Origin of the sequence: Amycolatopsis sp. cmx-4-83, assembly GCF_046548815.1 — a bacterium.
In the GTDB taxonomy this organism is placed as follows: Bacteria; Actinomycetota; Actinomycetes; order Mycobacteriales; family Pseudonocardiaceae; genus Amycolatopsis; species Amycolatopsis pretoriensis_A.
On the sequence record NZ_JAEBEF010000007.1, the window covers coordinates 420106 to 442860 of the forward strand.

At 71.5% G+C, this 22755-nt stretch carries 22 protein-coding genes; 21 read left to right on the forward strand and 1 reads right to left on the reverse strand.

Translation table 11 applies throughout. The features are described from left to right. Window positions 1-144: 144 nt before the first annotated feature. The 15 genes from pyrR (at window position 145) to ACLJQM_RS23655 (ending at window position 16540) form a co-directional block, all read left to right on the forward strand. A complete protein-coding gene (gene pyrR / locus ACLJQM_RS23585; protein WP_247011650.1) occupies window positions 145-747 on the forward strand; it encodes a bifunctional pyr operon transcriptional regulator/uracil phosphoribosyltransferase PyrR in 603 nt (200 codons plus the stop codon). After that, window positions 744-1676: an aspartate carbamoyltransferase catalytic subunit gene (locus tag ACLJQM_RS23590; RefSeq protein ID WP_410632783.1), complete on the forward strand. Its 933-nt coding sequence runs from the start codon at window positions 744-746 to the stop codon at window positions 1674-1676. The genes pyrR and ACLJQM_RS23590 overlap by 4 nt, the downstream gene beginning before the upstream one ends. Next, window positions 1673-2959 carry a dihydroorotase gene (locus tag ACLJQM_RS23595; RefSeq protein WP_410632784.1) on the forward strand — a complete coding sequence of 429 codons (1287 nt, stop codon included), beginning with the start codon at window positions 1673-1675 and terminating at the stop codon, window positions 2957-2959. The genes ACLJQM_RS23590 and ACLJQM_RS23595 overlap by 4 nt, the downstream gene beginning before the upstream one ends. Then, the gene (locus ACLJQM_RS23600; RefSeq protein WP_410632785.1) at window positions 2959-3453 is read left to right on the forward strand and encodes a transporter; all 495 of its coding nucleotides are present in this window, start codon (window positions 2959-2961) and stop codon (window positions 3451-3453) included. Before ACLJQM_RS23595 ends, ACLJQM_RS23600 begins: the two co-directional genes overlap by 1 nt. Further along, window positions 3450-4571, forward strand: coding sequence for a glutamine-hydrolyzing carbamoyl-phosphate synthase small subunit (carA, locus tag ACLJQM_RS23605; RefSeq protein WP_247011644.1), 1122 nt, complete (start codon window positions 3450-3452; stop codon window positions 4569-4571). Before ACLJQM_RS23600 ends, carA begins: the two co-directional genes overlap by 4 nt. After that, window positions 4568-5737 (forward strand): AAA family ATPase, encoded by a 1170-nt coding sequence (locus ACLJQM_RS23610; protein WP_410632786.1) that lies wholly within the window; start codon window positions 4568-4570, stop codon window positions 5735-5737. Before carA ends, ACLJQM_RS23610 begins: the two co-directional genes overlap by 4 nt. Next, window positions 5734-6330, forward strand: coding sequence for a DUF4276 family protein (locus ACLJQM_RS23615; protein WP_360773513.1), 597 nt, complete (start codon window positions 5734-5736; stop codon window positions 6328-6330). Before ACLJQM_RS23610 ends, ACLJQM_RS23615 begins: the two co-directional genes overlap by 4 nt. Continuing rightward, the gene (gene carB, locus ACLJQM_RS23620; RefSeq protein ID WP_360773511.1) at window positions 6330-9644 is read left to right on the forward strand and encodes a carbamoyl-phosphate synthase large subunit; all 3315 of its coding nucleotides are present in this window, start codon (window positions 6330-6332) and stop codon (window positions 9642-9644) included. The genes ACLJQM_RS23615 and carB overlap by 1 nt, the downstream gene beginning before the upstream one ends. Then, complete coding sequence (gene pyrF / locus ACLJQM_RS23625; RefSeq protein ID WP_360773508.1) at window positions 9641-10489, forward strand: orotidine-5'-phosphate decarboxylase; 849 nt, start codon at window positions 9641-9643, stop codon at window positions 10487-10489. The genes carB and pyrF overlap by 4 nt, the downstream gene beginning before the upstream one ends. Before the next feature lie 107 nt (window positions 10490-10596). Then, window positions 10597-10914 (forward strand): integration host factor, actinobacterial type, encoded by a 318-nt coding sequence (mihF, locus tag ACLJQM_RS23630; protein ID WP_013224622.1) that lies wholly within the window; start codon window positions 10597-10599, stop codon window positions 10912-10914. Then, complete coding sequence (gene gmk / locus ACLJQM_RS23635; RefSeq protein ID WP_247011633.1) at window positions 10911-11564, forward strand: guanylate kinase; 654 nt, start codon at window positions 10911-10913, stop codon at window positions 11562-11564. The genes mihF and gmk overlap by 4 nt, the downstream gene beginning before the upstream one ends. After that, window positions 11561-11830, forward strand: a complete 270-nt coding sequence (gene rpoZ / locus ACLJQM_RS23640) for a DNA-directed RNA polymerase subunit omega (protein WP_072480291.1) — start codon at window positions 11561-11563, stop codon at window positions 11828-11830. Before gmk ends, rpoZ begins: the two co-directional genes overlap by 4 nt. Next, a complete protein-coding gene (gene coaBC / locus ACLJQM_RS23645) occupies window positions 11823-13043 on the forward strand; it encodes a bifunctional phosphopantothenoylcysteine decarboxylase/phosphopantothenate--cysteine ligase CoaBC (RefSeq protein ID WP_247011631.1) in 1221 nt (406 codons plus the stop codon). The genes rpoZ and coaBC overlap by 8 nt, the downstream gene beginning before the upstream one ends. A gap of 93 nt (window positions 13044-13136) precedes the next feature. Continuing rightward, a complete protein-coding gene (gene metK / locus ACLJQM_RS23650) occupies window positions 13137-14339 on the forward strand; it encodes a methionine adenosyltransferase (protein ID WP_247025206.1) in 1203 nt (400 codons plus the stop codon). Between the two features lie 104 nt (window positions 14340-14443). Then, window positions 14444-16540: a primosomal protein N' gene (locus ACLJQM_RS23655; RefSeq protein WP_410632787.1), complete on the forward strand. Its 2097-nt coding sequence runs from the start codon at window positions 14444-14446 to the stop codon at window positions 16538-16540. A 232-nt stretch (window positions 16541-16772) separates the two neighbouring features. Here ACLJQM_RS23655 and ACLJQM_RS23660 read toward each other — a convergent pair whose 3' ends face one another. Further along, complete coding sequence (locus ACLJQM_RS23660; RefSeq protein WP_410632788.1) at window positions 16773-16943, reverse strand: hypothetical protein; 171 nt, start codon at window positions 16941-16943, stop codon at window positions 16773-16775. Window positions 16944-17098: 155 nt separating this feature from the next. On the opposite strand from ACLJQM_RS23660, the gene ACLJQM_RS23665 reads away from it, so the two are divergent. From ACLJQM_RS23665 to ACLJQM_RS23690, 6 genes are all read left to right on the forward strand, one after another. Further along, complete coding sequence (locus ACLJQM_RS23665) at window positions 17099-17869, forward strand: response regulator transcription factor (RefSeq protein ID WP_410632789.1); 771 nt, start codon at window positions 17099-17101, stop codon at window positions 17867-17869. A gap of 274 nt (window positions 17870-18143) precedes the next feature. Then, window positions 18144-19607, forward strand: a complete 1464-nt coding sequence (locus tag ACLJQM_RS23670) for an FAD-dependent monooxygenase (protein WP_360773494.1) — start codon at window positions 18144-18146, stop codon at window positions 19605-19607. Window positions 19608-19630: 23 nt separating this feature from the next. Further along, window positions 19631-19957 carry a TcmI family type II polyketide cyclase gene (locus ACLJQM_RS23675; protein ID WP_247011622.1) on the forward strand — a complete coding sequence of 109 codons (327 nt, stop codon included), beginning with the start codon at window positions 19631-19633 and terminating at the stop codon, window positions 19955-19957. After that, window positions 19954-21222 (forward strand): beta-ketoacyl-[acyl-carrier-protein] synthase family protein, encoded by a 1269-nt coding sequence (locus tag ACLJQM_RS23680; RefSeq protein WP_360773490.1) that lies wholly within the window; start codon window positions 19954-19956, stop codon window positions 21220-21222. Before ACLJQM_RS23675 ends, ACLJQM_RS23680 begins: the two co-directional genes overlap by 4 nt. Further along, window positions 21219-22490, forward strand: a complete 1272-nt coding sequence (locus ACLJQM_RS23685; protein WP_410632790.1) for a ketosynthase chain-length factor — start codon at window positions 21219-21221, stop codon at window positions 22488-22490. The genes ACLJQM_RS23680 and ACLJQM_RS23685 overlap by 4 nt, the downstream gene beginning before the upstream one ends. A gap of 2 nt (window positions 22491-22492) precedes the next feature. Next, window positions 22493-22753: an acyl carrier protein gene (locus ACLJQM_RS23690; protein ID WP_410632791.1), complete on the forward strand. Its 261-nt coding sequence runs from the start codon at window positions 22493-22495 to the stop codon at window positions 22751-22753. Window positions 22754-22755 lie beyond the last annotated feature (2 nt).

The following is a 22755-nucleotide window of genomic DNA, read 5'->3' on the forward strand; positions in this document are numbered from 1 at the left end:
TCAAGCAGAAGCTTGCCGCGAATCACGCCACACCACCCGGAAGACTGAGCAAAGTGCCTGCTACTGTCGGTGCGAAAGCCCCGACCAGCAGGGGAACAGACGTCCTTTAAGGACCCGTCCGGTGAGGCGGGGAAGGAGTCCGAAGTGTCGTCACGTCCGCGTGGCGCGGCTGGTTCGGCCGGGGAGCGCGAGCTCCTGACGGCCGGCGATGTCGCGCGCACGATCGCCCGAATGGCCCATCAGGTCATCGAAAAGACCGCGAACGGTGCGGAGAGCACTACCCCGCCCGTGTTGCTCGGGATCCCGTCCCGCGGCAGCCCGCTCGCCGTCCGGCTGGCCGACAAGATCGGCGAGTTCTCCGGGGTCCGCCCGCCGACCGGCGCCCTCGACGTCACCCTCTACCGGGACGACCTCCGCCGCCGCCCGCCGCGCGCGCTCGAACAGACGCAGCTGCCCGCCGACGGCATCGACGACCGGGTGGTGATCCTGGTCGACGACGTCCTCTTCTCCGGCCGCACCATCCGCGCCGCGCTCGATGCCCTCCGTGATCACGGCCGCCCCCGCGCGGTGCAGCTGGCCGTGCTGGTCGACCGCGGTCACCGCGAGCTGCCGATCCGCGCCGACTACGTGGGCAAGAACGTGCCGACCGCGCGCACCGAGGGCGTGTCCGTCCTGCTGGCCGAGATCGACGGCCGCGACGCGGTGCTGCTCCGCGCCGCGGCGGAAGCACCGGGAGAAGAGTCTTGAAGCACCTGCTCGCCACCGACGGGCTGGACCCGGCGCTGGCCACCGCCGTGCTCGACACCGCCGACGAGCTGAAGCACACGCTGCTCGGCCGCGAGGTCAAGAAGCTGCCGACGCTGCGCGGCCGCACGGTGATCACCTTGTTCTACGAAAACTCGACGCGCACGCGGGTCTCGTTCGAGATCGCCGGGAAGTGGATGAGCGCCGACGTGATCAACGTCTCCGCGTCCAGCTCCTCGGTCAACAAGGGCGAATCCCTGCGGGACACGGCGTTGACGCTGGCCGCCGCGGGCGCCGACTGCGTGATCGTCCGGCACCCCGCCAGCGGCGCCGCCCAGCGGCTCTCGGAGTGGCTGGCCGAGCCCGGCACGTCGGTGGTCAACGCCGGTGACGGCACCCACGAGCACCCGACGCAGGCGCTGCTCGACGCGGCGACCCTGCGGGAGCGCTTGGGTTCGCTGAAGGACCGCCGGATCGCGATCGTCGGGGACGTCCTGCACAGCCGCGTCGCCCGCTCGAACATCCACCTGCTCTCCGCGCTCGGCGCCGAGGTGGTGCTCGTCGCGCCGCCGACGTTGCTGCCTTACGGGGTGGAAAGCCTTCCGGTGGCCGTCTCGCACGATCTGGACGCCGAGTTGCCCGCCGTCGACGCGGTCATGATGCTGCGGGTCCAGGCGGAACGGATGCACGGCGGGTTCTTCCCGAGCGCGCGCGAGTATTCGATCGCCTACGGCCTCTCGGAAAAGCGGCAGAAGCTGCTGCCCGGGCACGCGGTCGTCCTGCACCCCGGCCCGATGCTGCGCGGGATGGAGATCGCGAGCGCGGTCGCCGACTCCCCGGCCTCGGCCATCACCGAACAGGTCCGCAACGGCGTCCACGTGCGCATGGCGGTCCTCTACCACCTGCTGGCCAGTGAAGGAGCCGCCGCGTGAGCACCCTGATCAAGGGCGCCCGCCCCTACGGGGAGGGTGACCCGGTCGACGTCCTGATCGAGGACGGCGTGATCACCGCGATCGGCGTCGTCGACGTCCCCGAAGACGCCGAAATCGTCGAAGCGGGCGGGCAGGTGCTGCTGCCCGGCTTCGTCGACCTGCACACCCACCTGCGCGAACCGGGCCGCGAAGACACCGAGACGATCGAGACCGGCTCGGCCGCGGCGGCGCTCGGCGGCTACACCGCCGTGTTCGCCATGGCCAACACCGACCCGGTCGCCGACAACGCCGTGATCGTCGACCACGTGTGGCGGCGCGGGCAGGAGGTCGGCCTGGTCGACGTCCACCCGGTCGGCGCGGTCACCGTCGGGCTCAAGGGCGAGAAGCTCGCCGAGCTGGGCACGATGGCGAACTCGCAGGCGCGGGTGAAGGTCTTCTCCGACGACGGCCTCTGCGTCGCCGACCCGCTGCTCATGCGCCGGGCGCTGGAGTACTCGACCGCGCTCGACGTCGTCATCGCGCAGCACGCCGAAGAGCCGCGGCTGACCGTCGGCGCCCAGGCGCACGAAGGCGAGCGCGCGGCCCGGCTCGGCTACACCGGCTGGCCCGCCGCGGCGGAAGAGTCCATCGTGGCCCGAGACTGCCTCCTGGCGCGGCACGCGAACGCGCGGCTGCACGTCTGCCACGTGTCCACTTCGGGCACCGCGGACGTGCTGCGCTGGGCGAAGGACCGCGGCACGAAGGTGTCGGCCGAGGTCACGCCGCACCACCTGCTGCTGACCGACGAGCGCCTGGCCACCTACGACCCGGTCAACAAGGTGAACCCGCCGCTGCGCACCCAATCAGACACCGCGCGGCTGCGGGCGGCGCTGGCCGACGGGACCATCGACTGCGTCGCCACCGACCACGCGCCGCACGCCGTGCAGGACAAGGACACCGAGTGGAGCGCGGCCCGGCCGGGCATGCTCGGGCTGCAGACCGCACTGTCCATCGTGGCCGAGACCATGGTCCGCACCGGGCTGCTCGACTGGCGCGGCGTCGCCCGCGTCATGAGCGAGCGGCCCGCCGAGATCGGGAACCTGGCCGGCCAGGGCCGCCCGATCGAGGTCGGCGAGCCGGCGAACCTGACGCTGGTCGACCCGGACGCCGAGTGGACGGTCCGGGGCGCGGAGCTGGCCAGCATCGCCGCCAACACCCCGTACGAGGGAATGCGGCTCCCCGGTGTGGTGACCGCGACGCTGCTGCGCGGGCGGCTGACGGCGCGGGACGGGAAGGTCTGCTGATGGAACGCCTTTGGCTGGTGCTGGCGATCGCCGTCTTCTTCCTGCTCTGCCTGTGGGGCATGTACGTGGGCTGGCGGCGCAAGGCGCGCGCGCAGAGCGTGCAGGTGCCGCCGTTCCCCGTCATTCCCGACGAGCCGGGTGACGTCCTGCTGGAGTCCACCGGCGTCTACGTCGCCACGACGTTCGCGGGGGAGTGGCAGAACCGGGTCGTCACCCGCGGCGCGGGCCTGCGCACCGGCGCGGTCCTGCGGCTGCACGACGCCGGCGTCGCGGTCGAACGCGGCGGCGCGCCCGACTTCTGGATCCCGCGCGACGCGGTCACCGGGGTCCGGCGCGACGCGAAGATCGCCGGGAAGGTGATGGGCACGGACGCGCTGCTCGTCCTCACCTGGCGGGCCGGCGAAACCGAGGTCGACACCGGCTTCCGCGGCGACGACCTCGACGACTATCCACAGTGGATCGAACAGCTCAAGATCAAGGGAGGTGCCCAGTGAACGCGCGCGCTCAGGCCGCACTGGTGCTCGAAGACGGCCGGGTGTTCCGCGGCGCTGCCTACGGCGCGCGGGGGCGGACCCTCGGCGAGGCGGTGTTCTGCACCGGCATGACCGGCTACCAGGAGACGCTGACCGACCCCTCCTACCACGGGCAGATCGTGGTGCAGACCGCGCCGCAGATCGGCAACACCGGCTGGAACGACGAGGACGACGAGTCCTCGAAGATCTGGGTCAACGGCTACGTCGTGCGCGACCCGGCCCGCACGCCGTCCAACTGGCGCTCGAAGCGCACGCTGGACGAGGAACTGGTCCGTCAGGGCGTGGTCGGCATCGCCGAGGTCGACACGCGGTCGCTGACGCGCCACCTGCGCGAGGCCGGCGCGATGCGCGCCGGGGTCTTCTCCGGCGACGCGCTGGGCACGGTCGACGAGATGGTCGCTTCGGTGCTCGCCGGCCCGAAGATGGCGGGCGCCGACCTGGCCGGCCAGGTCACCACGCCGAAGCCGTACGTGGTCTCGCCGTCCGGAGATGTTCGCTTCCGCGTGGTCGCGCTGGACCTGGGCATCAAGTCCAACACCCCGCGGCAGATGGTCAAGCGCGGCATCGAGGTGCACGTGCTGCCTTCGACGTCGACTTTGGACGAGCTGCTGGCGATCGAGCCGGACGGCGTGTTCCTGTCCAACGGCCCGGGCGACCCGGCCACGACGACGCACGCCACCGAGCTGACCAAGCAGGTCCTGGGCCGCGAGATCCCGCTGTTCGGCATCTGCTTCGGCAACCAGGTCCTCGGCCGCGCCCTCGGCCTCGGGACGTACAAGATGCGCTACGGCCACCGCGGCATCAACATCCCGGTGATCGACGTCGCCACGAAGTCCGTGGCGATCACGGCGCAGAACCACGGCTTCGCCCTCGAAGGCGAGCCGGGGCAGCGCTTCGAGTCACCCTTCGGCGCGGCCCAGGTCAGCCACTACTGCGCGAACGACGGCGCGGTCGAGGGCCTGCGGGCGTTCGACGTCCCGGCGTTCTCGGTCCAGTACCACCCCGAAGCCGCGGCCGGCCCGCACGACGCGGCCCCCCTGTTCGACGATTTCGTTTCGCTCATGGAGAAGCGGTCGTGACCCTCACGACCGGCATCGAGCGGCTCCGGATCCGGAACTACCGGGTGCTCCGGGACGTCGAGCTGCACGGTCTGACGCCGGTGACGGCGCTGCTCGGGCCGAACGGGAGTGGCAAGTCGACGGTTTTCGACGCGCTGGACTTCCTCGCTGAGTCGCTTCGCATCGGGCTGCGCCCGGCGTGGGACCGGCGCGGGGGAGCGGCTGACATCGTCACCCACGGTGCGACCGGGCCGGTCGAGATCGAACTGACCTGTCGCATCGTGAACGCAGTTGGTGTGTACCGGCTTGTCATCGAGCACAATGATGACGAGCCGGTGGTGGCGGAGGAGAAGCTGACTTGGCAGCCAGAGGGCGCCGAGGCTCCTTACGATCTCCTGCACTTCCAGCGCGGAGCGGGCGGAGTCGCTCGTGCTAGCGCGTGGGAACTGATCGAGCTGTCGGGTTCCGACCTCCTCGGCGTGAGTGTGGTCAGCCAGCTCGCCAGTGACGCCGAAATCCGTAGATTCCACCGATTTGCGACCGGAATCGGCCTCTCGGATTTGAGTCTCGACGCGATGCGCAACGGCGCGAAGGACGAAAAGACACCCAGGCTCAAGCCGGATGGTCAGAACCTTGGCGCTGTCGTCCGCCACCTCCGCGACGGGTCCCCCCGCAAGTGGGCGGACACCCGGACTTCGCTGCGGAGGTATGTGCCGGGTTTCGATGACATCGAGCCTCAGCGCCAGGGCGACGGAGCCTGGATCATCCGCCTGCGCGAGCAGGGTTCGGAGGAGCTCGTCCCACCGGACAACATCTCCGACGGAACGCTGCAACTGCTCGGCTATTTGGTCTCGCTCCGGTCCGACACTTCGGTGCTGCTGGTCGAGGAGCCGGAGAAGCAGGTCCACCCGAAACTGCACTACCGGCTCGCCGAAGATGCGCGGCGCGCGGAGGCGGCTGGTCAGGTCATGATCGCCACGCACGCCCCCGAGTTCGTCGATGCTCTGCATCCCGACGAGGTCTGGATGCTGTTCCGTGACGAGTCCGGCTTCGCCCGGGCCAGGCGAGCGGCGGACATCCCTCAGCTGATGGCCATGGTCGACAGCGGAGGCCTGCTGGGAAGTCTCTGGACCGAGGGGTTCTTCGGCCTCGGTGATCCCCTCGACGGGCCGGGGCGGCCCCGGTGATCCACGTCGAGATCCTGGTGGAAGAGCAATCGGCGGAAGCAGCGTTGAAGACGTTGGTTCCGAAGATCGTCGGTGAGGACGTGTCCTTCGCCGTCCGGCGCTTTCAGGGCAAGCAGGACCTGCTCAAGCGGTTGCCCGGAATTCTGCGAGGGTTCGCGGCCCGGATTTCCTGGGAAGCGCTCCGGGTCGTCGTGCTCGTCGACCGGGACACCGAAGACTGCCGGGAGCTCAAGCGCCACCTGGTCGAGGTCGGCGAGGAGGCGGGACTTCCGTCCGAGTTCATTCTGCACCGCGTGGTGATCGACGAACTGGAGTCCTGGTTCCTCGGCGACGTCCCTGCTCTGTGCGCGGCATACGACAAAGTGCCGAAGGACCTGGGCAAACAAGCACGCTACCGCGATCCCGACGACACCGGTAAGGCGTCACGCGCTCTGGAGGATCTTCTGCGATCCAAGGGATACCTCCGGGATCGCCTGCCGAAGGTGGCAGCGGCCGAAGCGATCGCGCCCCACATGGACATCGAGAACAACCGATCCAAAAGCTTCCAGGTCTTCCGCGACGGCTTGCGGCGCCTGGTGAAAGAAGGAAACTGATGCCGAAGAGGACGGACATCCAGCACGTGCTGGTGATCGGCTCCGGGCCGATCGTGATCGGGCAGGCCGCGGAGTTCGACTACTCCGGGACCCAGGCCTGCCGGGTGCTGCGCAGCGAAGGCCTGCGCGTTTCCCTGGTGAACTCGAACCCGGCCACCATCATGACCGACCCCGAGTTCGCCGACGCGACCTACATCGAGCCGGTCACGCCGGACTTCGTCGAGAAGGTCATCGCCGCCGAACGGCCCGACGCGATCCTCGCCACCCTCGGGGGGCAGACCGCGCTCAACTGCGCCGTCGCCCTGCACGAGCGCGGCGTGCTCGACAAGTACGGCGTCGAGCTGATCGGCGCCGACATCGACGCCATCCAGCGCGGCGAGGACCGGCAGAAGTTCAAGGACATCGTGCGCACCATCGGCGCCGAGGTCCCGCGCTCCCGCGTCTGCCACGACATGGACGAGGTCCGCGACACCGTCAAGGAGCTGGGGCTCCCCGTGGTGATCCGGCCGAGCTTCACCATGGGCGGGCTCGGGTCCGGCATGGCGCACACGCCCGAAGACCTCGAGCGGCTCGCCTCCACCGGGCTCACCGAATCCCCGGTCACCGAGGTGCTCATCGAGGAGAGCGTGCTCGGCTGGAAGGAGTACGAGCTCGAGCTGATGCGCGACAAGCACGACAACGTCGTGGTCGTCTGCTCAATCGAAAACGTCGACGCGATGGGCGTGCACACCGGCGACTCGGTCACCGTGGCGCCGACCATGACGCTCACCGACCGCGAGTACCAGGTGATGCGCGACGTCGGCATCGCCGTGCTGCGCGAGGTCGGCGTCGACACCGGTGGCTGCAACATCCAGTTCGCGATCAACCCCGAAGACGGCCGGATGGTCGTCATCGAGATGAACCCGCGGGTGTCGCGGAGCAGCGCCCTCGCCTCCAAGGCCACCGGCTTCCCGATCGCCAAGATCGCCGCGAAGCTCGCCATCGGCTACACCCTCGACGAGATCCAGAACGACATCACCGGCGAGACGCCGGCGGCGTTCGAGCCCACTTTGGACTACGTCGTCGTGAAGATCCCGCGGTTCGCCTTCGAGAAGTTCCCGGGCGCGGACCCGACGCTGACCACCACGATGAAGAGCGTCGGCGAGGCGATGTCGTTCGGGCGCAGCTTCCCCGAGGCGCTCGGCAAGGCGATGCGGTCGATCGAGACCAAGGCGACCGGCTTCTGGACGCTGCCCGACCCCGAAGGCGCCACCGTGGAGTCCACTTTGGACTCGCTGCGCACGCCGCACGAAGGCCGGCTGTACGAAGTGGAACGCGCGCTGCGGCTGGGTGCCAGCGTCCAGCAGGTGCACGAAGCGAGCGGCATCGACCCGTGGTTCGTCGACCAGATCGCCCTCATCGGCGAGGTCGGCGCCGAGGTGCGCGACGCACCCGTCCTCGACGGCGACCTGCTGCGCCGCGCCAAGCGCACCGGGCTGTCGGACCGCCAGATCGCCGCGCTGCGGCCGGAACTGGCCGGCGAGGACGGCGTCCGCGCGCTGCGGCACCGCCTCGGCGTGCGGCCGGTGTTCAAGACCGTCGACACCTGCGCGGCCGAGTTCGCCGCCAAGACGCCGTACCACTACTCGGCCTACGAGTCCGACCCCGACGCACCGTCCGAAGTGGCCGCGCAGAGCGACAAGCCGAAGGTGCTCATCCTCGGCTCGGGCCCGAACCGGATCGGCCAGGGCATCGAGTTCGACTACTCCTGCGTGCACGCGGCGATCGCGTTGCGGGAGGCCGGGTTCGAGGCCGTCATGGTCAACTGCAACCCGGAAACCGTGTCCACCGACTACGACACCTCGGACCGGCTGTACTTCGAGCCGCTGTCCTTCGAGGACGTCCTCGAGGTCGTGCACGCCGAGCAGGCGTCCGGCACGGTCGCCGGCGTCATCGTCCAGCTCGGCGGGCAGACCCCGCTGGGGCTGGCGAAGAAGCTCGCCGACGCCGGTGTCCCGGTGGTCGGGACGCCGCCCGAGGCCATCCACCTGGCCGAGGACCGCGGCGCGTTCGGCGAGGTGCTCACCGACGCCGGCCTGCCCGCGCCGCGCTACGGCACGGCGACGTCCTTCGAGGGCGCCAAGCGGATCGCCGACGAGATCGGCTACCCGGTGCTCGTCCGGCCGTCGTACGTCCTCGGCGGGCGCGGCATGGAGATCGTCTACGACGAGGAGACCCTGGCCGGCTACATCGGCCGAGCCACGGAGATCACCCCCGAGCACCCGGTGCTCGTCGACCGCTTCCTCGACGACGCCATCGAAATCGACGTCGACGCGCTGTTCGACGGCGAGGAGCTCTACCTCGGCGGCGTCATGGAGCACATCGAGGAAGCCGGGATCCACTCCGGTGACTCTTCGTGCGCGCTGCCGCCGATCACGCTCGGGCACACCGACCTGCAGGCCGTCCGCCGCTCCACCGAGGCGATCGCCCGGGGCGTCGGCGTCCGCGGGCTCCTGAACGTCCAGTACGCGCTCAAGGACGACGTTCTGTACGTCCTGGAGGCCAACCCGCGCGCGTCGCGGACCGTGCCGTTCGTGTCCAAGGCGACGGCGGTGCCGCTGGCGAAGGCGGCCGCGCTCGTCATGACCGGCTCGACGATCAAGGACCTGCGCCGCAGCGGGGTCCTCCCGGCCGAGGGCGACGGCGGGCAGATGCCCGCCGACTCACCGGTCGCGGTCAAGGAAGCGGTCCTGCCCTTCCACCGCTTCCGCACCCCCGAGGGCCACGGCGTGGATTCCTTGCTGGGCCCGGAGATGAAGTCCACCGGCGAGGTGATGGGCGTCGACGTCTCCTTCGGCAAGGCGTTCGCCAAGTCGCAGAGCGGCGCGTACGGCTCGCTGCCGACGTCCGGGCGCGTGTTCGTCTCGGTCGCCAACCGCGACAAGCGCTCGCTGGTGTTCCCGGTGAAGCGGCTGGCGGACCTCGGGTTCGAGATCCTCGCCACGTCCGGCACCGCGGAAGTGCTGCGGCGCAACGGGGTCGCGTGCACCGTGGTGCGCAAGCACTACGAGGGCTCGACCGAAGCCGAGCCGAACATCGTGGACGTCATCCTCGCGGGCGAAGTCGACATGGTGATCAACACCCCGTACGGCAACAGCGGTCCGCGCGTCGACGGCTACGAAATCCGCACCGCCGCGGTGTCGCGCGACATCCCGTGCGTGACGACCGTGCAGGGCGCCGCGGCGGCCGTGCACGGCATCGAGGCGCTCATCCGGGGCGACATCGGGGTCAAGTCGCTGCAGGAGCTGCAGGCGGCGCTGAAGGCGAAGTCGTGACGGCGGGGGAGCGGTTCGGGGCGCGGCTGGCCAAGGCCGTCGCGGCCCGCGGCCCGCTGTGCGCCGGCATCGACCCCCACCCGGGCCTCCTCGAGGCCTGGGGGCTCCCGGTGGACGCTTCGGGCCTGGAACGGTTCGCGCTGTCCGCCACGGAGGTGCTGGCGGCCCGCACGGCGATCGTGAAGCCGCAGTCGGCGTTCTTCGAAAGTTTCGGGGCCGCGGGTGTCCGCGTACTGGAACGGGTGGTGGAAACCGCCCGGGACGCGGGCGCGCTGGTGCTCTTGGACGTCAAGCGCGGCGACATCGGCTCCACGATGGCGGCGTACACCGCGGCATACGTGGCCGACGGCGCCGCGATCGCGGCCGACGCCATCACCGTTTCGCCGTACCTCGGGTTCGGCTCGCTGGAGCAGTGCGCCGCCACGGCGGTCTCGGCGGGGCGCGGCATCTTCGTGCTTGCGCGAACTTCGAACCCCGAAGCGGCTTCGGTGCAGAACGCGAAGCTGCCGGACGGGCGCACGGTGGCGCAGGCGATCGTCGACTCCGTGGCGGTGCTCAACGACGGAGCGGAACCGCTCGGCGATGTCGGCGTGGTCGTCGGAGCCACCGTTTCGCCGGGGGAACTCGATCTCTCGCGGCTGAACGGTCCGGTGCTGGCACCCGGTTTCGGGGCCCAGGGAGCCACTGCGGCCGATTTGAAGGCCCTTTTCGGCCCGTCGCTGCCGGGTGTGCTGCCCGCGTCGTCCCGCGACATCCTGAAGCACGGTCCGGAGCAACAGGCTTTGCGCCAAGCGGTCGAACGGGTCGCCGAAGTGCTGGCCGACCCGCAGGAAAACGGCCAATAGCAGGGCCAGGAACCGGGTCCCACCAGGCACCCCCGCATTGTGGCCGGTGCTCACGGGTGGGTACCGTCGCGTCACCCACCCAGATTTGAGAACTACCGGAGGAAAACGTGGCACTTCCCCAGCTGACAGAGGAACAGCGCGCTGCGGCGCTGGAGAAGGCCGCCGCTGCTCGCAAGATCCGTGCTGAGCTGAAGGAGCGGCTGAAGCGGGGCGGTACCACTCTGGTCGACGTGCTGAAGCAGGCCGAGGAGAACGAAGTCCTCGGCAAGATGAAGGTTTCGGCTCTGCTCGAGGCCCTCCCGGGCGTCGGCAAGGTCCGCGCGCAGCAGACCATGGAACGACTGGAGATCGCCCCCAGCCGTCGCCTCCGCGGCCTCGGCGACCGGCAGCGCAAGGCGCTGCTGGCCGAGTTCAGCGGCGAGTGAACGGCGCCGGTCGTGACTACCCGGTGAACCGGGGCGCCGACCGCGGCAGTGAGCCGGTGACGGGGGACCTCCCCCGGCACCGGCTCACCGTCGTATCGGGGCCTTCGGGGGTCGGGAAGTCGAGTGTGGTGGGCGAGCTGCGGAAGCTGGAGCCCGATCTCTACTTCAGCGTCTCGGTGACCACGCGCAAGCCCCGCCCCGGCGAAGTCGAGGGCGCGCACTACCACTTCGTCGACCGCGCCGAGTTCGACGCGATGGTCGCCGAAGGCAGGCTCCTGGAGTGGGCCGAGTTCACCGGCAACTGCTACGGAACCCCCCGCGAACCGGTCGAGAAGGCCCTCGCCGAGGGCCGCCCGGCGATCCTGGAGATCGAGCTTCAGGGCGCCCGGCAGGTCCGCGCGGCGATGCCGGAGGCCCGGCTGGTGATGCTGATGCCGCCGTCCTGGGAAGAACTGGTCGGCAGGCTCACCGGGCGCGGCACCGAAAACGAGGCCGCCGTGCAGGCCCGGCTGGCCGAAGCGGAGCGCGAACTGGCGGCCGCGGGGGAGTTCGACCACCGCGTTGTCAACGCCGACGTGCGGGAGGCCGCGGAGCACTTGCTAAACTTGATAACCGATCAGTCTTCCGAAGATGCGGAGCACCACGCGTGACCAGCCAGGTAGCCTTGACCGAAGAGCTCGAGGGCATCACCAACCCCCCGATCGACGACCTGCTCGAAAAGGTCAGCTCGAAGTACGCGCTGGTGATCTACTCGGCCAAGCGCGCCCGCCAGATCAACGACTACTACGCCCAGCTGGGCGAGGGTCTCCTCGAGTACGTCGGCCCGCTCGTCGAGCCGGGCCCGCGCGAGAAGCCGCTCTCGATCGCGCTGCGCGAGATCCACGGCGGCCTGCTCGAGCACACCGAGGGTGAGTAAACCCCGCGTCGTGCTGGGCGTGGGCGGCGGCATCGCCGCCTACAAGGCCTGTGAGGTGCTGCGCGGGCTGACCGAATCCGGTCACGACGTCCGCGTGGTCCCCACCGAAGCCGCGCTGAACTTCGTCGGCGCGGCGACCTTCGAGGCCCTCTCGGGGCACCCGGTGCACACCGGCGTGTTCACCGAGGTCCCCGAGGTGCAGCACGTCCGCGTCGGCAAGGAAGCCGACCTCGTCCTGGTCGTCCCGGCCACGGCGAACCTGCTCGCCAAGGCCGCGCACGGCCTCGCGGACGACCTGCTGACGAACACCCTGCTCACCGCCCGGTGCCCGGTCGCCTTCTTCCCGGCGATGCACACGGAGATGTGGGAGCACCCCGCGACCCGCGCCAACGTCGCTCTGCTGCGCTCGCGCGGCACGATCGTCACCGAGCCCGATGCGGGCCGGCTGACCGGCGTCGACACCGGCAAGGGCCGGCTGGCGAACCCGGCCGAGATCGTCGACCTCGCCAAGCTGCTGCTGGCCCGCCCCGACGCCCTCCCGCGCGACCTCGAAGGGGTCCGCGTCGTGGTGTCCGCGGGCGGCACGCGCGAGCCGCTCGACCCGGTCCGCTACCTGGGCAACCGCTCGTCGGGCAAGCAGGGCTACGCGCTGGCCCGCGTCGCCGCCCAGCGCGGCGCCGACGTCACCCTGGTCACCGCGCACACCGTCGCGCTGCCGGACCCGGCGGGCGCGACCGTGCAGCACGTGTCGACCGCCGAGGAGCTGCGGCAGGCGGTGCACGCCGCGTCCCACTCCGCGGACGTCGTCGTGATGGCCGCCGCGGTCGCCGACTTCCGGCCCGCGAACCGGGCCGACGTCAAGATCAAGAAGTCCGACGACCAGCCGGACCCGGTCATCACGCTGGACCGCAACGCGGACATCCTGGCCGAACTGGTGCAGAACCGGCGTCCCGGCCAGGTCGTCGTCGGGTTCGCCGCGGAAACCGGCGACGAGCACGGCAGCGTCCTCGACCACGCCCGTGCGAAGCTCAAGCGCAAGGGTGCCGACCTGCTGGTCGTCAACGCGGTCGGCGACGGCAAGGCGTTCGGCACCGAGGACAACTCGGGCTGGCTCCTAGGGGCCGATTCCACTGAAAAACCCCTACCTCTTGTGCAGAAAGCGGAACTGGCGTCCATGGTGTGGGACGCTGTTGTGAGCTTCATGAAGCGTTGACCGTCCCTAGAGCGATAGTCAGTACGCTTGCACTGGTAAGGGGTGCCTAACTTTCCGGGCATCCGACGTCTAGGTGAGGAAGTGACGGCCACCGTGACCGCGTCTAGCAGCAGATTGTTCACCTCGGAGTCGGTGACCGAAGGGCACCCCGACAAGATTTGCGACGCCATCAGCGACTCGATCCTCGACGGTCTCCTGTCGAAGGACCCGCGCAGCCGCGTCGCGGTCGAGACCCTGATCACCACCGGCCAGGTGCACGTGGCCGGCGAGGTGACGACCGAGGCCTACGCCGACATCCCCACGATCGTCCGCGACGTCATCCTGAAGATCGGCTACGACTCCTCCGCCAAGGGGTTCGACGGCAACTCCTGCGGCGTCAACGTCGCGATCGGCTCGCAGTCGCCCGACATCGCCCAGGGCGTCGACACCGCGTACGAGTCGCGGGTCGAGTCCGACGAGGACGAGATCAACCGCCAGGGCGCCGGCGACCAGGGCCTGATGTTCGGCTACGCCTGCTCGGACACCCCCGAGCTGATGCCGCTGCCGATCGCGCTGGCCCACCGGCTCTCCAAGCGCCTGACCGCGGTCCGCAAGGACGGCGTGCTGCCGTACCTGCGCCCGGACGGCAAGACCCAGGTGACCATCGAGTACGCCGGCGACCAGCCGGTCCGCCTCGACACGGTCGTCGTGTCCTCGCAGCACGCCGACGGCATCGACCTCGAGCGGATGCTCAGCGTCGACGTCAAGGAGCACGTGGTCGGTCCCGAGCTCGAAGGCCTGGGCATCGACACGGCGAGCGCGCGCCTGCTGGTCAACCCGACCGGCCGGTTCGTCATCGGCGGCCCGATGGGCGACGCCGGCCTGACCGGCCGCAAGATCATCGTCGACACCTACGGCGGCATGGCCCGCCACGGTGGTGGCGCGTTCTCCGGCAAGGACCCGTCCAAGGTCGACCGCTCCGCCGCGTACGCGATGCGCTGGGTGGCCAAGAACGTCGTCGCCGCCGGGCTGGCGTCGCGCACCGAGGTCCAGGTCGCGTACGCGATCGGCAAGGCGGCCCCGGTCGGCCTGTTCGTCGAGACGTTCGGGACCGAGACGGTCGACCCGTCGAAGATCCAGCAGGCCATCACCGAGGTCTTCGACCTCCGGCCGGCGGCGATCATCCGCGACCTCGACCTGCTGCGCCCGATCTACGCCCCGACCGCGGCGTACGGCCACTTCGGCCGTCCCGAGCTGGGCCTCCCCTGGGAGAGCACGGCCCGCGCCGAGGCGCTGAAGGCCGCCGCGGGCGCCTGATCCCGTTGCCGTGAAGGGCACCCTCGAGGTCTTGACGGCCACGAGGGTGCCCTTCACGGCGTTCGGGGTCGGGGCTGTCGGAGGGGTCTGGTAGAGATCTCGGGGTGAGTAGTTCCGAGCCCGCCGCTCTCTGGGAGCTCCCGGAGAAGCCGTCTTCGCCGAAGGCGGCGCCCTCGCGCGCCCGGAAACCGCCGAAGCCGGGCGCGAAGGCCAAAGGCGCGCAGCAGCCCGCACCGGAGAAGCCGGTCGCGCGGATCGTCGTCGACATCCCGCTGGCGCACCTGGACCGCACCTTCGACTACCTCGTGCCGGAAAAGCTGCACGAGACGGCCGTGCCGGGCTGCCGGGTGCGCGTCCGGTTCGCCGGCCAGCTGGTCGACGGCTACCTGATCGAACGCGGCGAGTCCAGCGAGTACGAACGGAAGCTGGCCTTCCTCGACCGCGTCACCTCGCCCGAGCCGGTGCTGCCGCCGTCGTTGCACGCGCTGTGCCGGGCGGTGGCCGACCGCTACGGCGGCACGCTGTCGGACGTCCTGCGGCTCGCGATCCCGCCCCGCCACGCGAAGGCCGAGGGCGAGCCGCCGCTCGCGCCCGCGGCGCCGCCGGACGCGCCGGACACCGAAGCCTGGGCGCGCTACCAGCGCGGCCCGGCGTTCCTGGAGGCCCTCGCCGAGGGCAAGCCCGCGAACGCCGTCTGGCAGGCCCTGCCGGGCGAAGACTGGCCGCGGCGGCTGGCCGAAGCCGCCGGTTCCGTGGCCGCGCGGGGCCGCGGCGCGGTGCTGGTGGTGCCGGACCACCGCGACCTGACCCGCGTGCACGACGCGTGCGCCGCACTGCTGGGCGAAGCCGCCGTCGTGGCGCTGATCGCCGGGCTCGGGCCCGCCGAGCGCTACCGGCGCTGGCTGGCGGTGCTGCGCGGCTCGGTGCGGGTGGTGGTCGGCACGCGCGCGGCGATGTTCGCGCCGGTCCACGACCCCGGCCTGTTCGTCGTCTGGGACGACGGCGACGACCTGCACCTCGACCAGCACGCGCCGTACCCGCACGTGCGGGACGTGCTGATGGACCGCGCGCACACGACGAAGTCGTCCCTGCTGGTCGGCGGCTTCGCCCGCACGGCCGAGGCCCAGCTCCTGGTCGAGTCCGGCTGGGCGCAGCCGGTCCTGGCCGACCGCGCGACCCTGCGGTCGGCCGCCCCGCGCGTCACGCCGGTCGGCGAGGACTTCGACGTCGCCCGCGACGAGGCCGCCCGGGTCGCGCGCCTGCCGGCGGTGGCGTTCGAGGCCGCGCGCCAGGCGTTCGCGGCGGGCCACCCGACGCTGGTCCAGGTACCGCGCCGCGGGTACGTCCCCGGCCTGGCCTGCGGTAACTGCCGCACGCCCGCGCACTGCCGCCGCTGCGCGGGTCCCCTGTCGCTGCCGGGCGGCTCGATCGACGGGCAGCCGAAGCCGCCGGCGTGCCGCTGGTGCGGCGTCCCGGAAACGGCGTTCCGCTGCCCGGCGTGCGGCTCGGTCCGGCTGCGGGCGGTGATCGTCGGCGCCAAGCGGACGGCGGAGGAACTCGGCCGCGCGTTCCCGGGCATCCCGGTCCGCACCTCGGGCGCGGCGGAGGTGCTGGCCTCGGTCCCGGGCAAGCCGGCCTTGGTGGTCTGCACGCCGGGAGCGGAACCGGTGGCCGAAGGCGGCTACGGCGCGGCGCTGCTGCTCGACGGCTGGGCCCTCCTCGGCCGCCAGGACCTGCGCGCGGGGGAGGAAACCCTGCGCCGCTGGATGGCCGCGGCCGCACTGGTCCGCCCGTCGGCCGAGGGCGGCCGCGTGGTCGTGGGCGCCGAGGCGGGCTTGCCGGTGGTCCAGGCGCTGGTCCGCTGGGACCCGGCCTGGCACGCGGGCCAGGAGCTGGCCGAACGCCGCGAGCTGGGCTTCCCGCCGTCGATGCGGATGGCGAGCGTGGAGGGGACCCCGGACGCGGTGGCCGGTCTGCTGGCCGACCTGCCGCTGCCGGAGTCGGGCGAGGTGCTGGGCCCGGTCCCGCTGGGCGAGGTGGACGAAGAGGGCAACGTGGAGCGGGAACGGGCGCTGGTCCGGGTGTCCCGCAGCGAGGGAAAGGCGCTCGCGGCCTCGATCCACGCCGCGGCGGCCCGGCGCGACGCCCGGAAGGCGACGGAACCGATCCGCATCCAGCTGGACCCCCTCGATCTCATCTGACGGACACGACCGCGGCGGATCCCGCGCGGGCCACGAATGTGCGCCGGCGCGGGCCGGCCCGCGGCTGCCGCGCGGAATCGGTGCCGCGCGGCCGAGGCCGCGTGTGGATGGCGACGATCGCGGCCGGGCCGCATCGCGGTGGCGACAACCGCGGCTGGGCCGCGCAGGCTGGGAATCGGCGCCGTACCGCGGGAACCTCTGCGTCCATTGTGGACAATCTACTCCACTGTCCTCAGTGGAATGTGATGGTGCCGACGTCACCTGATCGGCGGTTTGACGCGTCGAAGGTCTCGGTAGGGTCGGGATCGTCGGCGATCTTGGGGTGGCAGTGCTGGAAAACGATTGCTTCGACCGGCCGGGCCGGGTCACGCGGGGTCGGGTGATCGAAATTCGGATCGCGCATGATTTGCGCTCCGGACTGACGAAATCCTTGGCGCGCAAAGGATTTCACTGTCAGTTCGATGGGATTTCCTTCGACTTGACAGCAGATGTCCGCCTGTTAGGCTGAGTAGGTACAACGAGCGTTGCGCGTGCGGTGCGTGCACGTTCGGGCGCCGGGTGTGCACATCGGGGTGCCACGACCGGCGGACTGGGGACGGCGGATGCCGGCCGGGTCGAGTGGTTCCACGGCCTTTCTGCGGGGGGTTGGTCATGCACGTGCTGGTGGTGGAAGACGACGAAAAAGGTGCGGCCGTCCTGGTCGACGGACTGCGCCGCTCCGGGCACGAGGCCACCGGGGTCTCGAGCGGGGCCGAAGCGCTCGAAAAACATTGGGATGCCGATCTGATCCTGCTCGATCTGGGCATTGCGGACATCGACGGATTCGAGGTGTGCCGCCGGATCAGAAATGCCAGGGACGCGCCGATCATCGCGTTCACCGAACGCGGGACCGAAGCCGACCGGGTGCTCGGGCTCCGGGCCGGTGCCGACGATTGCCTGGACAAACCGTGCGGTTTCTGGGAACTGATGGCACGCATCGAAGCGGTCACCAGAAGAGTGCGCGGCCGGGCCGGTTCGGACGGGTCGCTGGTCGTGCGCGGCCCGCTGCGGATCGACGCGACCACGCGGCGGGTGCGCCTCGGCGGCGCGTCCATCGAAATGACGCGCAAGGAGTTCGACCTGCTGTACCGCCTGGCCAGCGAGCCGGGCGTGGTGTTCTCCCGGCGACGGCTGATGGCCGAGATCTGGGGTGACCCGATGACGCACACGGCCGACACGAAGGTCAGCCGCACGATCGACACGCACATCAGCGTGCTGCGCCGGAAGCTGGGCTCGAACCAGTGGATCCGCACCGTTCACGGCGTGGGATTCTGCTTCACCGGGAACTGAAAGCGCATTCCCGCCCGAAGGCCGTCGCGGCTCGTCCGCGATGGCCTTTTCCTGCGTTACGCACCGATTTCTCCCGTGTTGCCGGTGAATTGCCGTCCCGCTGTCCGAGTTGACTTTTTCTTGTAGTTCTCCTGTCAGTCGCGTTCTTGACTGTCCGGGTCGTGCGCGCCGATACTTCGAATGCAGCCGCCAATGGCCGGATCCGCGAAATGGAAATCTTTCCGGTGTCCTTTTCGCACATTCGATTTTCCCGCGCTCGACCCGAGGAGGAGACATGGACGCGCCTGTCGTCATCGCCGGGGCCGGCCCCGCCGGTCTCATGCTGGCCGGCGAGCTGCGCCTGGCCGGGATCGGCGTGGTCGTGCTCGAACGGCTGCCCGCGCGCACCGGGGAATCACGCGGGCTCGGCTTCACCGCGCGGACCATGGAGGTCTTCGACCAGCGAGGCCTGCTCCGCCGCTTCGGTGAGGTCCAGACCAGTGACCAGGGGCACTTCGGCGGCATCCCGGTCGACTTCGGCCTGCTGGACGGCGCGCACCAGGCGGCGAAGACCATCCCGCAGTCGGCGACCGAAGCGGTCCTGGAGGCGTGGGCCGGCGAGCTCGGTGCCGACATCCGGCGCGGGCACGAGCTGACCGGGGTCCGCGACGACGGCGACGGCGTGGCGGTCACCGTGCGCGGCCCGGCCGGCGAGCACGTCCTGCGGGCCGGCTGGCTCGTGGGCTGCGACGGCGGCCGCAGCGCCGTGCGGAAGGCCGTCGGCTTCGACTTCCCCGGCACCGCCGCGACGCGCGAGATGTTCCTCGCCGACCTGCGCGGCGTCGAGCTGGAACCCCGCATGATCGGGGAAAGCCTGCCGGGCGGGATGGTGATGGTCGGGCCGCTGCCCGGCGGCGTCACCCGGATCATCGTCTGCGAACGGGACGCGCCACCGCGGCGGCGCACCGGGCCGCCGCCGTTCCACGAGGTCGCCGACGCGTGGAAGCGCATCACCGGCATCGACATCTCGGCCGCCGAACCGGTCTGGCTCAGCGCCTTCGGCGACGCGACCCGGCAGGTCACCGAATACCGGCGCGGCCGCGTCCTGCTCGCCGGCGACGCCGCGCACGTCCACCTCCCCGCGGGCGGGCAGGGCATGAACGCCGGCATCCAGGACGCGGTGAACCTCGGCTGGAAACTGGCCGCGGTCGTGCGCGGCACCGCGCGAGCGGACCTGCTGGACACCTACCACGGCGAACGGCACCCGGTCGGCGTCCGGCTGCTGATGAACACCCGGGCCCAGGGCCTGCTGTTCCTCAACGGCGCGGAAATGCAGCCGCTGCGCGACGTCCTCGCCGAGCTGACCGGCTACCCCGACGTCGCCCGGCACCTCGCCGCGATGGTCAGCGGCCTGGAGATCGCCTACGACGTCGGCGGGGGGAGCCACCCGTGGCTCGGGCGCCGGCTGCCGCGGCTGGAGCTCGACCGCGGCGGCCGCCCCTCGTCCACGGCGGAGCTGCTGCGCCCCGCGCGCGGCCTGCTGCTCGACTTCGCCGGCAACGCGGCGTTGCGCGACCGCGCCGCGCCCTGGGCCGGCCGGATCGACGTCGTCACCGCCCGTCCGGCCGCCGGGCGGGTCCCCGGCGCCACCACCGCGGTCCTGGTCCGCCCGGACGGCCACGTGGCCTGGGCGGCCCCGGGCACGCACGCCGACCTGCCGATGGCGCTCGAGCGCTGGTTCGGGCCGGCGCCCCGCTAGAGAACCGGAGAAGGAGACGCACGATGCACAGCACCCTGATCGTGGCCCGCATGCGCCCGGACGCGGACCAGGCGGTCGCCGAGCTGTTCGGCGAGTTCGACGCCGGCGAGATGCCCCACCGGATGGGGACCCGGCGACGCCAGCTGTTCAGCTACCGGGGGCTCTACTTCCACCTGCAGGACTTCGACGCCGAGGACGGCGGCGAACGGATCGAGACAGCGAAGGGCGATCCCCGGTTCGTCCGGATCAGCGAGGACCTCAAGCCGCACATCGCCGCCTACGACCCGGACACCTGGCGCTCGCCCAAGGACGCCATGGCGGAGTGCTTCTACCGCTGGAGCGCCGAGTGACGGCCCGGCGGGTGGTCGTCACCGGCGTCGGGGTCACCGCACCCGGCGGCGTCGGCGCCAAGGACTTCTGGAGCCTGCTCTCCGAAGGGCGGACCGCGACGCGGCGGATCAGCTTCTTCGACCCGTCGCCGTTCCGGTCCCAGGTGGCCGCGGAGATCGACTTCGACGCGGAGCTGCTCGGGCTGGGCCCGCAGGAAATCCGGCGGATGGACCGCGCGGCGCAGCTCGCGGTGGTCACCGCGCGGGAAGCGGCGGCCGACAGCGGGCTGGAGTTCGCCGGCCTGCCCCCGCACCGGGTCGGCGTGACGGTCGGCAGCGCGGTCGGCGCGACCACCGGGCTGGACCAGGAGTACCGGACCGTGTCCGACGGCGGCCGGCTGGAGCTCGTCGACCACGAGTACGCCGTGCCGCACCTGTACAACTACTTCGTTCCCAGCTCCTTCGCCGCGGAAGTGGCTTGGACGGTCGGGGCGGGCGGCCCGGTCTCGGTGGTGTCCACCGGCTGCACGTCCGGGCTCGACGCCGTCGGCCACGCCACCGAGCTGATCCGCGAAGGCAGCGCCGACGTCGTGCTGGCCGGCGCCACCGACGCGCCGATCAGCCCGATCACGGTCGCCTGCTTCGACGCGATCAAGGCGACCACCCCGCGCAACGACGACCCGGAGCACGCCTCACGGCCGTTCGACGGCACCCGCAACGGGTTCGTGCTCGGTGAGGGCTCCGCGATGTTCGTGCTGGAGGAGCTGGAAAGCGCTCGCCGCCGCGGCGCCCAGGTGTACGCCGAGGTGGCCGGGTTCGCTTCGCGGTGCAACGCCTACCACATGACCGGCCTGCGCCCGGACGGCCGCGAAATGGCCGAAGCGATCCGGGTGGCGCTCGGCGAAGCCCGGCTGGCCCCCGACGCGGTCGACTACGTCAACGCGCACGGCTCGGGCACCCGCCAGAACGACCGGCACGAAACGGCCGCGTTCAAGCTGAGCCTGGGGGAGCACGCGCACCGGGTCCCGATCAGCTCCGTGAAGTCGATGGTCGGCCACTCGCTCGGCGCGATCGGCTCGATCGAGGTCGCCGCCTCGGTGCTGGCGATGCGCGAGAACGTCGTGCCGCCGACGGCGAACCTGCACACCGCCGACCCCGAGTGCGACCTCGACTACGTCCCGGTGACCGCGCGTGAGCACCGGACCGACACCGTGCTCTCCGTCGGCAGCGGCTTCGGCGGCTTCCAGAGCGCGATCGTGCTGACCCGGCCCGGGGCGGCGGCGTGACCGCGGTCGAGGCGCGGCCGGCGCCCGGCGCGGCGGAGCACGCGGGCACCGGGCCGGTCGTGGTGACCGGGATCGGCGTCACGGCCCCGACCGGGCTGGGCGCGGGACGGCACTGGAGCGCCACCCGCGCCGGCGAGTCCGCGATCCGCCGGATCACCCGCTTCGACCCCGCCCGCTACCCGGCGCGGCTGGCCGGTCAGGTCACCGGGTTCGACCCGGCCGCGCACCTGCCGGGCCGGCTGCTGCCGCAGACCGACCTGATGACCCAGCTCGCGCTGGTGGCCGCCGACGAGGCGCTGGCCGACGCCGGCGTGAACCCGGACGAGCTGCCGTCGTTCAGCATGGGCGTGGTCACCGCGAGCTCGTCCGGCGGCTTCGAGTTCGGGCAGAACGAGCTGCGCAACCTGTGGTCCCGCGGTGGCAAGTACGTCAGCGCCTACCAGTCGTTCGCGTGGTTCTACGCCGTCAACAGCGGGCAGATCTCCATCCGGCACGGGATGCGCGGGCCCAGCGGCGTGGTGGTGAGCGACCAGGCGGGCGGCCTCGACGCCGTCGCGCAGGCCCGCCGCCAGATCCGCAAGGGCACCGGCCTGGTGGTCTCCGGCGGGATGGACGCGTCGATCTGCCCGTGGGGCTGGGCGGCGCAGCTGGCCGCGGGGACGCTGAGCACGAGCGACGACCCGCGGCGGGCCTACCTGCCCTTCGACACCGCGGCGGCCGGGCACGTGCCCGGCGAGGGCGGGGCGCTGCTGGTCCTGGAGCCGCTCGCGGCCGCCGAGGCCCGCGGAGCCGAGGTCTACGGCGAGATCGCCGGGCACGCGGCGACCTTCGACCCGCCGCCCGGCAGCGGCGGGGAACCCGGGCTGAGGCGGGCGATCGAGCTCGCGCTGGCCGACGCCGGCACCACCGCGGCCGAGGTCGACGTCGTGTTTGCCGACGCGGCCGCCGTTCCCGCGCTCGACCGCGCCGAGGCGGCGGCGATCCGCGCGGTGTTCGGCCCGCACGGCGTCCCGGTGACCGCGCCGAAGACGCTGACCGGGCGGCTCTGCTCCGGGGCGGCCGCGCTCGACCTCGCCACGGCGCTGCTTTCCCTGCGCCACGGCGTCCTCCCGCCGGCCACCGGGGTCCGCCCGGCCGCCGGGCTCGAACTCGACCTGGTCACCGAGGCCCGCCCGCGCCCGCTGCGGTCGGCGCTGGTCCTCGCCCGGGGCAACGGGTTCAACTCGGCGATGCTCGTCCGCACCGTCCACAGTGGAAAGAAAGGCTAGGCATGTCCGACACGGCATTCACCCTCGACGACCTGATGCGGATCCTGCGCGAGGGCTCGGGGGAGACCGAAGAACCGGCCGGCGATCCCGCCGGCGTCGAGTTCGCCGACCTGGGCTACGACTCGCTGGCGCTGCTGGAAACCGCCGGCCGGATCGAGCGCGAGTACGGCCTGACCCTCGACGAATCCGCACTGGCGGAGGCCACGACGCCGCGGGCGCTGGTCGAGCTGGTGAACGAGCACCTGGCGCGGGTCCGCGCCTGACC